We start from the raw sequence: 11,601 nt of genomic DNA, 5'->3' as shown, positions 1-11,601 counted from the left end.
CGATCCGCCGCATGACCAGGCATACGGAAGCTCTGTCCATCGGGCAGGTCTCGGAGGCGACCGGGCTGAGCGTGCACGCGCTGCGGTTCTTCGAACGCGAGGGGCTCTTCCTCCGGCCGATCCCCCGATCGGCCGGAAGACAGCGGGTGTACGACCCGGCGGACGTGCAGTGGCTGGTCCTGTGCAACCGCCTGCGCGACTCCGGCATGCCCATCGCCACCCTGCGCAGGTTCGCCGAGCTCGTACGGTCGGGGCCGGGCAACGAGCACGAGCGCCTCGCCCTGCTGGAGGAGCACGAGCGCACCGTCAGGGCACGGATCGCCGAGCTCGACGCGAGCCTCGCCGTCATCCACGACAAGGTGGTCACCTATCGCGGGCACCTGCGCGACGGGACCGCGGCGGGACTCTGGTCGCCGACGCCGTCACGATGATCCGGCGGCGTGAGGGGCGCCGCGGTCAGTCGACCTCGGCGCTGCCGTTCACGCGGAGCTTGCGGCGGGCCCGCTCGTAGAAGGTCGTCGTCCCGAGCCGCACCACGCGGGCGGCGGCGCGCAGCGCGGTCACCGTGAGCCGGTCGCCGGGGCCCAGGTGGCCGCCGATGGTGCCGTCGACCTCCAGGGCGAGCTGCCCGCTGGTCGGGAGCACGTCGAGCGTCACCTCCTCGTCGGCCGACAGGACCAGCGCCCGGTTGAACGCCGAGTGGGCGGCGGCCGGGACGACGAGGAAGCCCTCGACGGTGGGGGAGACGATCGGGCCGCCCGCCGAGAAGTTGTACGCGGTGGACCCGGTGGAGGTGGAGACGATCACGGCGTCGGCGGAGTACCGGACGAACGGCTCACCGTAGACAGAGACGGACACGGCCGCGAGCCCGTCGCCGGGGATGCGGACGAGGGCGATGTCGTTGAACGCGGTCACCATCCGGCCGTCGTGGCTGATCGCCCGGACCGCCATGCGCGGCTCGACCGTGTATCGGTGCTCGTCGATCGCGGACAGCGCGGGAGCCAGCTCGTCCACGTCGATCTCGGCGAGGAAGCCGAGCCGTCCCAGGTTGACCCCGAGGACGGGCGTCGGCCGCCCGGCGATCAGGCGCATCGTGCGCAGCATCGTGCCGTCGCCGCCGAGGCTGACGAGCAGATCGGACCGTCTGACCAGGGTCGGGGCGTCCACCGCGATGGCGCTGCAGTCGATGCGCCCGACCTCGTCGGGCAGCCCCAGCACCGTGCAGTCCCGCTTGCGCGCCCACTCGACGATCGTGTCGATCGCCTCCTTGGAGTCGCGTTGCGGGTGCAGGACGAGACCCACGGTGCTGACCATGCCCATGTCCACACTGTACGGCCAGGCCGTTTGTGGGCTGCCCTACCGAACGGGCTCCGGGGCCGCCTGGTCCACGGGGAGGTAGACCCGGAACCGGGTGTCGCCGGGACGCGAATCCACCCTGATGTCCCCGTGGTGCTTGTTGACCACGATCCGGTAGGAGATGTCCAGGCCCAGGCCGGTGCCCTCGCCGACGGGCTTGGTGGTGAAGAACGGTTCGAAGATGCGAGGCCGGACCTCGGGCGGGATGCCGGAGCCGGTGTCGCCGACCTCGACGATCACGTGGCCGTCCTTGCGCCGGGTGCGGAGGGTCAGCGTGCCCGTGCCGTCCATCGCGCCGAGCGCGTTGTCGATGAGGTTGGTCCACACCTGGTTCAGCTCCGCCGCGTACGCCGGGATGAGCGGCAGCGACCGGTCGTACTCCTTGACCGTGCGGACGCCCTCGGGGATCTTGCCGTGCAGCATGGTCAGCGTGGCGTCGAGCAGGTCGTGCACGTCGACCGTCTGGTGCGGGGCGCGGTCGAGCTGGGAGTACTGCTTGGCGGCGGCGACCAGGCCGGAGATCCGGTTGACCGCGTCGTCGATCTCGCACATCAGCAGTTCGGTGTCCACCGTGTAGGTGAGCCACCGGACCGCGGCCTCGCGGTTCTCCTCGCCCACCGCCCCGGCGATCTGGTCGAGCCAGGCCGCGTCGAGGCCGCCGGCCACGAGCGTCGCCGCCAGGTCCCAGCCGCCGACGATGTCGTGGTCGTCCAGCCAGTCGGCGACCGCGTCCTCGGCGTCGGAGCGCGCCAGCGGCGTCAGGTCGGGGGCGGAGGCGGACCGCTTGACCGCGTCCTCCTGGAGCTCCACCAGGTCGTGCAGTTGACTGCCGTCCAGCCGCCCGTCGGCGATCATGGCGAGCTTGTGCCGCATGCCCGCCACCCGCTCGCGCAGCGCCGACGTCGCCCGTACGGCGGCGGCCGCCGGGTTGTTCAGCTCGTGCGTCAGGCCGGCCGACAGCGAGCCGAGCGCGAGCAGCCGCTCCCGTTCGCCGACGATCGTCTGGGTGGCGCGCATGCCGAGGAACAGCCCCTCGAGCAGGTGCATCGCCATCGGGAACCACTCGCGCACACACGCCCTGATCACCTCGGCCGGGAGCACGAAGAACTCGGCGTCGGTGACCGCGGTCAGCGTGTTCATGTAGAGCTGGGAGAACTCCCCCGTGATGTACGCCTGGGTGGCGCCGCCGTACACGCCGCGCTGGCCGGTGCGGCTCACCTCGACCTCGTCGCCCTGCACCCGCCTGCTCATCGCGACCGTGCCGCTCAGCAGCACGAAGAAGCAGGTGGCGGGGTCGCCCTCCTGGTAGACGCGGGTCCCGGCGAGCCGCCGCTCCACCCGGCCCGCCTCCGACAACCGGGCGAGCTGCGCGTCGTCCAGCGCCTCGAACAGGAACAGGGTGCGCAGCTCGTCAGGCGACAGTGTCGGCTCACTCGGTGTCGGCTCACTCGGATGGTCGGTCATCGAGCCTCCAGATAGCGGTGGACGAGCGAGACCGCCATGGCGCCCTCGCCGACGGCCGAGGCGACGCGCTTGACCGACCCGGCCCGCACGTCGCCCGCCGCGAAGACGCCGGGCATGCTCGACTCCAGGTGATAGGGATCTCTGGACGGCGTCCACCCGGCCGGGCGGCGGCCGTCCGCCAGCAGGTCGGAGCCGGTCAGCACGAAGCCGGATCCGTCGCGGGCGACCACGTCGCCGAGCCAGTCGGTGCGCGGTTCCGCCCCGATGAAGACGAACAGCCACGACGTCGGTACGGCGGTCGTCAGGCCGGTCCGCCCGTCGCACAGGATCAGGCGCTCCAGGTGGTCGCGGCCCTCGCCGCCGACCACCTGCGTGCGCGGATGGACCTCGATCGACGGAATGGCCTCGATCTGATCGATCAAATACTGCGACATCGACCGGGTGAGGTCCTCTCCCCGGATGATGATGTGCACCTTGCGGGCGTACCGGGAGAAGTACACCGCCGCCTGCCCGGCCGAGTTCGCGCCGCCGACGATGTAGACCTCTTCCCCGGCGCAGCTCGGGGCCTCGGTGGCGGCGGCGCCGTAGAAAACGCCCCGGCCGGTCAGGTCGGCCAGGCCGGGCGCGTCCAGGAGCCGGTAGGACACTCCGGTCGCCAGCACGACCGTGTGCGCCGTCACGGCGGTGCCGTCGCCGAAGTGCAGCAGGGTGGCCGAGCCGCTTCGTTCGAGGCCGACGACCTCCCGGGTGGTGAGCAGCTCGGTGTTGAACTTCAGCGCCTGCCTGCGGGCGCGGTCGGTGAGCTGGGCGCCGGAGACCCCGTCGGGGAAGCCCAGGTAGTTCTCGATCCGGCTGCTCTGCCCGGCCTGACCGCCGGTGGCCCGCTGCTCCACGAGCAGAGTGCGCAGTCCCTCGGACGCGCCGTACACCGCGGCGCCGAGGCCGGCGGGGCCCGCGCCGATCACGGCGAGGTCGTAGAGATCCGAGGCCGGGGTGGTGGCCATGCCGACGTGCGCGGCGAGATCGGCCTCCGTGGGCCGTGCCAGGGCCTTGCCGTCCGTGGTGATCACCACCGGCACGTCCGCCTCGCTCATCCCTGCGGCGGTCAGCAGGCGTACGCCCTCGGCCTCGTCGGCCCGCAGCCAGCGGTACGGCACGAGGTTGCGGGCGAGGAAGTCGCGCACCGTGAACGAGTGCGCCGACCAGCGATGACCCACGACCTTGGTCTCCGGCATCGTCACGGCGGGGGTGGCGAGCCAGGCCTCCAGCAGCGCGTCCAGCACCGGGTAGAGCTTCTCCTCCGGTGGGTTCCACGGCTTGAGCAGGTAGTGGTCGAGATCGACGATGTTGATCGCGCTGATGGCGGCGTCGGTGTCGGCGTATGCGGTCAGCAGCACTCTGCGCGCCAGCGGGAAGACGTCCATGGCCGCTTCGAGGAACTCGATGCCGTTCATCTGGGGCATCCGGTAGTCGGCCAGGATGACGGCGACCTGCTCGCCGCGCAGCTTGATCTCGTGCAGCGCGTCGAGCGCGCTGGGGCCGGACTCGGCTCGGATCACCCGGTAGCGGTCGCCGTATCGGCGACGTACGTCACGAGCCACCGCCCGGGAGACGGAAGGGTCGTCATCGACGGTAAGGATCGCGGCATTCTGCACAACTCACACGGTACTGGCGGCTCTTCGCTGAACGGCACCCCCGGGACATAGGTCCCACGGTAGGGGGACGTTCGCCGGTCGCCCCGCCGCCGCTCATGGCCAAGGCTGGGGGCGTGGCCATGAGTGGGGGCGTGGCCGTGATCGGGGGAGACGGAGGAGGTCGCCATGCCCATGACCGTCCGCGACGTCATGAACAGGTTCGTCGTCGCCGTCGAGGCGACGGCCTCGTTCTCCGACGTGGTCACCGCCATGTGCCGGTTCCACGTCGGGGCCGTCCCTGTCGTGGACGGGGACCGGCGCGTGATCGGCATGGTGAGCGACGACGACCTGCTGCTCAAGGACCTCGACAGGCGGCCCGGCGATCTGATCATCGAGGGGCCGTCCCGCCGCAGGGAGCGCAGGAAGGCGAGCGGCCGCAGCGTCGCCCAGATCATGAGCAGCCCCGCGATCACGGTCACCGAGGACACCCCGCTGCGGCGGGCGGCCTGTCTCATGCACCGCAACAGGATCAAGGAGCTGCCGGTGGTGGACGGGCAGACCGGCCGCATCACCGGGCTGGTCAAACAGTCCGATCTGATCAGGGCGTTCTGCCGGCCCCCGGAGGACCTCCGCGACGACGTCCTCGAGGTGGCGTCGCGCCACTCCCGCCAGTGCGCCGTACGGATCCAGGACGGGATCGTCCACCTCGACGGCGGCGTGGAGCGGCGTTCCCAGCTCTGCGCCCTGATCGAGGAGGTCTGGCAGGTGGACGGCGTGGTGGACGTCGACTCCTCCATGACATACGAGATCGACGATGTGGACCGGGCCGTCCCCGCGGGCGCGCCCCGGCGGACCGGCCCGGCGGAAGGCGGGCGGGATCGATGAGCGTCGAGACCACGACCGCGTCCGAGGTGATGACCCGGACGCTCGTCACGGTGGAGCCGGAGGAGTCGCCGTTGATGGCCTGGGAGCTCATGTGGCGGGCCGGTGTCCACCACCTCCCGGTCGTGGACGCCTGCTGCCGGCTCGTCGGCGTGCTCGGGCGGGAGGACGTCGCCGCGCACTGGTCGGGTGGCCCCGCCGAGCAGTCGCAGGCGGTGGTGCGCACGCTCGTGCAGGGGCGGCGCTGTCCCCGGGTCACCCCGGACGCCCCGCTGTCCGAGGTCGCCGCGCTGATGGTCGACGCCGACTGCGGCGCGGTCCCCGTGCTCGGCCCGGACGACGTCCTGCGGGGCCTGGTCACCACCACCGACGTGCTGATGGCGCTGGCCGGGAGGACGGCGCGTCCGGCCGGCGACCCCACGGACGTGAAGGGCGGCCTGTTCCACCTGGAGCCGGTGCCGCCCGTCACCTGTCCATGAGCAGGACGGCCGCCCCCTCGACACGGTCGGCGGCCAGGTCGGCCAGCGCCTGGCCGGCGGCGTCGAAGGAGTAGGGCGTCGTCGTGACCCGCGGATGGTGGAGGGCCGCCAGCCGCAGGAACTCCCGCCCGTCGTCGCGGGTGTTGGCCGTGACGCTGCGCAGCGTGCGCTCCTGGAACAGGTGGCGCTGGTAGTTCAGCACCGGGATGTCGGTGAGGTGGATCCCCGCCACCGCGAGCGTGCCGCCCCGGTCGAGCGCGGCCAGCGCGACCGGCACGAGGTCGCCGACCGGGGCGAACAGGATGGCCGCGTCCAGGGGCTCGGGCGGCGGGTCGGCGCTGCCCGCTGCGGAGGCCGCGCCCAGCTGGAGCGCGAGCTCCCTCGCCGCCGCCGACCTCGTCATCACGTGTACGGTCGCGCCCTCGGCGATCGCGATCTGGGCGGTCAGATGGGCAGAGGCGCCGAACCCGTAGACGCCGAGCCGCCCTCCCGGGGGCAGGTCGGCGCGGACCAGCGCGCGATAGCCGATGATCCCCGCGCACAGCAGCGGGGCGAGCGTCTCGGCCGGGGTGTCCTCGGGCAGCGGGTAGACGTACGCGGCGGGGGCGGTCAGCAGCTCCGCGTACCCGCCGTCGGCGTCCCAGCCCGTGTAGGTGGACGCGGGGCACAGATTCTCCGCACCGCGCAGGCAGTAGCGGCACCGGCCGCAGGTCGAGCGCAGCCAGGCCACCCCCACGCGGGTGCCGACCGGCGGCCCCGCCGTGTCCGGGCCGAGCCCCGCCACGCGTCCCACGACCTCGTGCCCGGGAACCGTACGAGGGCGTCTCGGGGGGAGGTCGCCCTCGGCGAGGTGCAGGTCGGTGCGGCAGACCGCGCACACCTCGACGCGGACCAGCAGTTCCCCGGGCCCGGGCACGGGGTCCGGCAGCACGGCCCGCTCCAGCGGCCGTGTCGCGACGGGCCCCGGCCGGGCCACGACCCAGGCGTCCATCACGCGTGCTGGATGCGCCGGCCGCTGACCTCGTTGGGCGAGATCCGGATGTAGAGCGGACGGTCGCCGCCCGCCCACGAGTCCACGGCGTTCTTGTTCACGTCGCCGGTGATGTGGTGGGCCCCGCCGCGCACGAGCACGCTCCAGCCCTCTCGGGTGCTCTCGTCGATGTGGTCCACCTCGAAGGCCACCATGAAGTCGGCCCCCTCGATCCCCGTGCGCAGGTCGGCGTCCATCGGGCCGCCGAGAGCGGTGCGGAACAAGACGGCGCCCTGCTCGATCGTGTAGTTGACCGGCAGGATCACGGGCCCGGTCGGGTTGTTGAAGGCGACCCTGCCCACACCGCCCGGCGAGATCAGCCGCAGGCACTCCTCGCGGTCGAGCTTGTCCAGGCGCGGCATGCCGGCGGGAGCCGTGTCTTCAGTCATGCGAACCTCCACGATGATCCTCAACGGGCGTCGGCGACCAGTCTGCCGTTCCCGTCCCTCCGGCGGCACCGACGTCCGTCGCTCGGCGGAGGGACTAAGGGCCCGGGAAGCCTTGGCCGCCGCTTGCCGTAATCCATCCCCAATCGCATGCCCCGAATGGGCACGACCGTCACGTGGAAGTGCTGAGCAGCCGCATACTCCTGCGATCGGCCGACCGGGCCGCGAGCCGCCGTTTCTATCGCGACGTCCTGGGCCTGGCCGTCAACCGGGAGTTCGGCCCGGTCGAGGACCCCGGGGTGGTGTTCTTCCTGGGGCAGGGGTTCGTCGAGGTCTCGCCGCGGACCGGCGACGTACGGGAGGGGCCGGCGATCTGGTTGCAGGTGCGCGACGTGCAGAGGGAGCACGACCGGCTGGTGGAGGCCGGGGTGCGGGTGTCCCGCCCGCCTCGGCTGGAGCCGTGGGGGCTGGTGGAGATGTGGATCGAGGACCCCGACGGCCTGCCGATCATGCTGGTCGAGATCCCCGAGGGTCATCCGCTGCGGCGCGACCAGCGTTCCTTCACAGCGCGCCCCGCCTGAGCCCCGTCTCCGGCCGCCCCGCGTGGTTGCGGTGCTGCTGAATTGAAGAATTCTTCAATTGCGAATATGCTGGACCACGCCGACGGAGGAGAGGACGACATGCACGAGTTCACGGCGGAGCTGCGCGCCCGGCTCGCGGAGGCGCGCGAGGAACTGCGACGGGCGCGGGAGAGCGGCGACGAGCATGGCGTCCAGGTCGCCTCGGGCCGGCTGGACAACCTGAACCGACTGGCCGCCGACCACGGGATCGGCCCGGAAGTCGCGGGAGGGGCGGAGTGAGCCCGATGCCCGTCCCGCTCTACCAGGCCAAGGCCGATTTCTTCCGCACTCTGGGACATCCGGTGCGCATCCGCGTGCTCGAACTCCTGCGGGACGGGCCACGCCCGGTCCGCGAGTTACTCACCGAGATCGAGGTGGAGGCGTCGAACCTGTCCCAGCAGCTCGCCGTGCTGCGCCGCACCGGCCTGGTCGGCGCGGTCAGGGAGGGCGGCACGGTGGTCTACTCGCTGGCCACCCCCGACGTCGTGGACCTGCTCGCGGCGGCCCGGCGGATCCTCACCGACATGATCACCGGTCAGGGCGAGCTGCTGGCCGAGCTTCAGGCGGAGGCGGCGGAGTGACCGGCGCGGCCAAGCGGCTGTACGGCCGGGTCGCGGGGCTGCTGCCGTCGCCCGCCGACTGGCGACCGGCCCGCCGCAGCCCCGGCCGCGACCTGATCGCCGGGCTCACGGTCGCGGTGGTGGCCCTGCCGCTCGCGCTGGCCTTCGGGGTCGGCTCCGGGCTGGGCGCGCAGGCCGGCCTGGCGACCGCCGTCGTCGCGGGCGCGATCGCCGCCGTCTTCGGCGGCAGCAACCTCCAGGTGTCGGGGCCCACGGGGGCCATGACGGTCGTCCTCGTCCCGATCGTGCACAGTCACGGCCCGGGCGGGGTGCTCGCGGTCGGCCTGCTCGCCGGGATCGTGCTCATGGTGCTCGCGCTGGCCCGGGTCGGCAGGTACGCCCGCTACATGCCCACCCCCGTCATCGAAGGTTTCACGGCGGGCATCGCCGTCGTCATCGCGCTCCAGCAGGCGCCCGCGGCGCTCGGCGTGACCGGCGAGGGGGAGCGGGTGTGGCAGGCGGCGGGGAACGCGGTCGCGAACTTCGCGCGCGACCCGCATCCGGTCCCGATCGCGATGGCGCTCGTGGTCGCCGGGGTCATGCTGCTGGGCGCGCGGTGGCGGCCCGCGGTGCCGTTCTCCTTCCTCACGGTCGTGGTCGCCACGGTCGTGGCCGAGGCCGCAGGGCTGGACGTCGCCCGCATCGGAACCCTGCCGGCCGGGCTGCCCGCGCCGTCGATCGGCTTCCTCGATCCGGGCGCCGTCACCTCGCTGCTCCCGGCGGCCCTCGCCGTGGCCGCCCTCGGGGCCCTCGAGAGCCTGTTGTGCGCCTCGGTCGCCGACGGCATGAGCGTGGGGGAGCGGCACGACCCCGACCGCGAGCTGTTCGGGCAGGGCCTGGCGAACGTCGTCTCCCCGCTCTTCGGCGGCATCCCCGCCACCGCCGCGATCGCCCGTACGGCGGTCAACGTCCGATCGGGTGCCCGCTCTCGCCTGGCCGCCCTGACGCACGCCGTCGTGCTCGCCGCCATCGTGTTCAGCGCGGGCGGCCTGGTGGGGCGCATCCCGCTGGCCGCGCTGGCCGGAGTGCTCCTGGCCACGACGATCCGCATGGTCGAGGTCGGCTCGCTGCGCGCCATCGCCCGCTCCACCCGGGGCGACGCCGCGGTGATGGTCCTCACCTTCGCCGTCACCGTCGTCTTCGACCTCGTCACCGCGGTCGCGGTCGGCGTCGGCGTCGCGATCGTGCTCGCCCTGCGGGCCGTCGCGCGCAGCGCGCAGATCGAGCAGGTCCCGCTGGAGGCCGGCGACCACAGTGACGAGGAACGGCGCCTGCTGGCCGAGCACATCGTGGCCTACCGGTTCGACGGCCCGCTGTTCTTCGGCGCGGCCCACCGCTTCCTGCTCGAGCTGTCGGAGGTCGCCGACGTGCGGGTGGTCATCCTGCGCATGTCGCGCGTGTCCACGATCGACGCAACCGGCGCCGGTGTCCTCGGGGACGCGATCAGGCGGCTGGAGGGGAAGGGGATCGTCGTGCTGCTGTCGGGCATCCGGCCGGGCCACGACGAGGTCCTCGGCGGGCTCGGGGTGGCCGACCACCTCCGCCGCGACGGGCTCGTCTTCCCGGACACGCCGGCCGCGATCGCCCACGCGAGGACGCTGCTCGGACTCCCGTCCGCGCCGCCGCCGACCCCGGTCCTCTCGGCACGTCACCCGGACGTTTCCGCGCCGACGGTGTGATCGGCGCACGACTCCCCGTAGGCTTCCGAGTGGAAGAACAATAGCCTTAATTTCCTACCAGCTTTGTGGGAGACTGGGGTGATGAGCACCTGGCCCCGCGAGACACCTGTCACCGCCGCCGTCACGGCCGCGCGCTGGGTGCGGTCGGCGGCGGTCGACGACGACCTGGGACGGCGATGGCGGGCCAACCCCGATCCCCGGGGGCGGTCGGCCGGGGCCGGTGACGTCTCGTCCCTCTACGCCGGCGCGGCCGGCGTCGTGCTGTTCTTCCTCGAACTCGCCGCCGCCACCGGCCACGAGGCGTACCTGGAGGACGCGCTCGCGGGAGCGCGCAGGATCGCCGTCACCTGGCCCGAGCAGCGCGACCCGACCTTCTACCACGGGCTCGCCGGCCTGGTCTTCGCGATGGCGGAGACGGGGTGGGCGACGGGCGACGAGGAGATCTTCGGGGCGTCCCGCGCCGCCGCCGACCGCCTCGTCCGCGACGCCCGCCCCCTCGGCGACGGCATCGGCTGGACCGGTGACCCGGCGCAGCGCGGTGACGGGGGGATCGTGCTCGCGCTGCTGCACGCGGCCGGCATCCTCGGTGTCCCGGCGTACGAGGAGGTGGCGATCGAGGCGGGGGAGCGCATCGCGGGCCTCGTCGTCCCCGGGCACCGTTTCGGCGGCGACGCCGCCCCCGACCTGCCCGTGGACGCCGTCACCCCCGGGTTCCTGTCCGGGACGGCGGGCACGGCGTTCCTGCTCGCCCGCCTGTACGGCGTGACCCGCGACGAGCGATTCCTGGCGGCGGCCCGCAGGGGCGCCGACTTCGTCCGCACGGTCAGCGTGGTCACCGACAGATGCGCGCTCGTGCCGCACCACATCCCGCAGGGGCGCCGGCTCCACTACCTCGGCTTCTGCTCAGGATCCGCCGGGGTGGCCCGAATGTTCCACGAGCTGCACCGGGTCACCGGCGACCCGGGTGATCTCGACTGGATGGAACGGCTCGCACACGGAATCATGCTGAGCGGCGTGCCCGGGGCCCGGCCCTCGGGTCACTGGGACGTGGCCTGCCTGTGCTGCGGCACGGCCGGGCTGATCGAGTGTTTCGTGGGCCTGTACGCGGCCACGGGGCACGAGCCCTACCTCGACTTCGCGCGCACGCTCGCGATCGACCTGATCGGGCGTGCGACCGCCGGCGACGAGGCCGGCTTCCGCTGGTATCAGGCCTATCGGCGGCTGCGGCCCGGGGAGGTCACGGCCGACACCGGATACATGGTGGGAGCCGCGGGCATCGGGACGGCCCTGCTGCACTTGGACGCCACGGAGCGCACCGGCACACCGCGCCGGCTGATCCTCCTGCCGGACAACCCGTTCCCGGCCATCCCGATCCCCGCCGCCGTCCTGCGCGGCGATCAGGCGTAGCCACGCGCTCGTAGGCGCCGGACGGGGTTGGGGGCGGACTACTC

At 72.8% G+C, this 11,601-nt stretch carries 13 protein-coding genes; 8 read left to right on the top strand and 5 right to left on the bottom strand.

The features are described 5' to 3' along the window. Nucleotides 1–11: 11 nt before the first annotated feature. Nucleotides 12–431, top strand: a complete 420-nt coding sequence (locus HHX35_RS15155) for a MerR family transcriptional regulator (protein WP_182899475.1) — start codon at nucleotides 12–14, stop codon at nucleotides 429–431. Nucleotides 432–456: 25 nt separating this feature from the next. Here the strand turns inward: HHX35_RS15155 and HHX35_RS15150 are convergent, their stop codons facing one another. The 3 genes from HHX35_RS15150 to HHX35_RS44610 are packed head-to-tail and all read right to left on the bottom strand — an operon-like array spanning nucleotide 457 to nucleotide 4,475. Next, nucleotides 457–1,320 carry an NAD(+)/NADH kinase gene (locus HHX35_RS15150; RefSeq protein ID WP_182899474.1) on the bottom strand — a complete coding sequence of 288 codons (864 nt, stop codon included), beginning with the start codon at nucleotides 1,318–1,320 and terminating at the stop codon, nucleotides 457–459. Nucleotides 1,321–1,356: 36 nt separating this feature from the next. Further along, nucleotides 1,357–2,820, bottom strand: a complete 1,464-nt coding sequence (locus tag HHX35_RS15145) for an ATP-binding protein (RefSeq protein WP_182899473.1) — start codon at nucleotides 2,818–2,820, stop codon at nucleotides 1,357–1,359. Beyond that, the gene (locus HHX35_RS44610; RefSeq protein WP_182899472.1) at nucleotides 2,817–4,475 is read right to left on the bottom strand and encodes an FAD-dependent oxidoreductase; all 1,659 of its coding nucleotides are present in this window, start codon (nucleotides 4,473–4,475) and stop codon (nucleotides 2,817–2,819) included. Before HHX35_RS44610 ends, HHX35_RS15145 begins: the two co-directional genes overlap by 4 nt. Nucleotides 4,476–4,640: 165 nt before the next feature. Here HHX35_RS44610 and HHX35_RS15135 point away from each other — a divergent pair, with 165 nt between their 5' ends. Continuing rightward, a complete protein-coding gene (locus tag HHX35_RS15135; protein WP_182899471.1) occupies nucleotides 4,641–5,339 on the top strand; it encodes a CBS domain-containing protein in 699 nt (232 codons plus the stop codon). Further along, a complete protein-coding gene (locus tag HHX35_RS15130; protein ID WP_182899470.1) occupies nucleotides 5,336–5,815 on the top strand; it encodes an HPP family protein in 480 nt (159 codons plus the stop codon). The genes HHX35_RS15135 and HHX35_RS15130 overlap by 4 nt, the downstream gene beginning before the upstream one ends. Here the strand turns inward: HHX35_RS15130 and HHX35_RS15125 are convergent. Together HHX35_RS15125 and HHX35_RS15120 are read right to left on the bottom strand one after the other, a co-directional pair. Continuing rightward, complete coding sequence (locus tag HHX35_RS15125; RefSeq protein ID WP_182899724.1) at nucleotides 5,802–6,806, bottom strand: zinc-binding alcohol dehydrogenase family protein; 1,005 nt, start codon at nucleotides 6,804–6,806, stop codon at nucleotides 5,802–5,804. The two genes, HHX35_RS15130 and HHX35_RS15125, sit on opposite strands and share 14 nt — an antisense overlap. Continuing rightward, nucleotides 6,806–7,234 (bottom strand): pyridoxamine 5'-phosphate oxidase family protein, encoded by a 429-nt coding sequence (locus tag HHX35_RS15120; RefSeq protein ID WP_182899469.1) that lies wholly within the window; start codon nucleotides 7,232–7,234, stop codon nucleotides 6,806–6,808. Before HHX35_RS15120 ends, HHX35_RS15125 begins: the two co-directional genes overlap by 1 nt. Before the next feature lie 173 nt (nucleotides 7,235–7,407). Between HHX35_RS15120 and HHX35_RS15115 the strand changes: the two genes are divergently transcribed. From HHX35_RS15115 to HHX35_RS15095, 5 genes are all read left to right on the top strand, one after another. Then, nucleotides 7,408–7,812 (top strand): VOC family protein, encoded by a 405-nt coding sequence (locus HHX35_RS15115; protein WP_182899468.1) that lies wholly within the window; start codon nucleotides 7,408–7,410, stop codon nucleotides 7,810–7,812. Nucleotides 7,813–7,878: 66 nt separating this feature from the next. After that, entirely contained in the window at nucleotides 7,879–8,091 is a 213-nt protein-coding gene (locus HHX35_RS15110) for a hypothetical protein (protein WP_220505454.1), read from the top strand. Nucleotides 8,092–8,096: 5 nt separating this feature from the next. Then, entirely contained in the window at nucleotides 8,097–8,432 is a 336-nt protein-coding gene (locus HHX35_RS15105; RefSeq protein ID WP_182899722.1) for a helix-turn-helix transcriptional regulator, read from the top strand. After that, nucleotides 8,429–10,150: a SulP family inorganic anion transporter gene (locus HHX35_RS15100; protein WP_182899467.1), complete on the top strand. Its 1,722-nt coding sequence runs from the start codon at nucleotides 8,429–8,431 to the stop codon at nucleotides 10,148–10,150. Before HHX35_RS15105 ends, HHX35_RS15100 begins: the two co-directional genes overlap by 4 nt. A gap of 81 nt (nucleotides 10,151–10,231) precedes the next feature. Beyond that, nucleotides 10,232–11,557, top strand: a complete 1,326-nt coding sequence (locus tag HHX35_RS15095) for a lanthionine synthetase LanC family protein (protein ID WP_182899466.1) — start codon at nucleotides 10,232–10,234, stop codon at nucleotides 11,555–11,557. The last annotated feature ends 44 nt before the right edge of the window (nucleotides 11,558–11,601 follow it).

The sequence above is a fragment of the Microbispora sp. H10830 genome, assembly GCF_014161375.1.
In the GTDB taxonomy this organism is placed as follows: domain Bacteria; phylum Actinomycetota; class Actinomycetes; order Streptosporangiales; family Streptosporangiaceae; genus Microbispora; species Microbispora catharanthi.
The sequence above is the reverse complement of the archived record's forward strand: the minus strand, read 5'-3'. Positions and strand labels throughout refer to the sequence as shown.

Bases quoted from the DNA above. Each gene is read 5' to 3' on its own strand.
- HHX35_RS15130 (WP_182899470.1), top strand. From the start codon at position 5,336: ATGAGCGTCGAGACCACGACCGCGTCCGAGGTGATGACCCGGACGCTC.
- HHX35_RS15145 (WP_182899473.1), bottom strand. From the start codon at position 2,820: ATGACCGACCATCCGAGTGAGCCGACACCGAGTGAGCCGACACTGTCG.
- HHX35_RS15135 (WP_182899471.1), top strand. From the start codon at position 4,641: ATGCCCATGACCGTCCGCGACGTCATGAACAGGTTCGTCGTCGCCGTC.
- HHX35_RS15120 (WP_182899469.1), bottom strand. From the start codon at position 7,234: ATGACTGAAGACACGGCTCCCGCCGGCATGCCGCGCCTGGACAAGCTC.
- HHX35_RS15095 (WP_182899466.1), top strand. From the start codon at position 10,232: ATGAGCACCTGGCCCCGCGAGACACCTGTCACCGCCGCCGTCACGGCC.
- HHX35_RS15110 (WP_220505454.1), top strand. From the start codon at position 7,879: ATGCTGGACCACGCCGACGGAGGAGAGGACGACATGCACGAGTTCACG.
- HHX35_RS15155 (WP_182899475.1), top strand. From the start codon at position 12: ATGACCAGGCATACGGAAGCTCTGTCCATCGGGCAGGTCTCGGAGGCG.
- HHX35_RS15105 (WP_182899722.1), top strand. From the start codon at position 8,097: ATGCCCGTCCCGCTCTACCAGGCCAAGGCCGATTTCTTCCGCACTCTG.
- HHX35_RS15125 (WP_182899724.1), bottom strand. From the start codon at position 6,806: ATGGACGCCTGGGTCGTGGCCCGGCCGGGGCCCGTCGCGACACGGCCG.
- HHX35_RS15150 (WP_182899474.1), bottom strand. From the start codon at position 1,320: ATGGGCATGGTCAGCACCGTGGGTCTCGTCCTGCACCCGCAACGCGAC.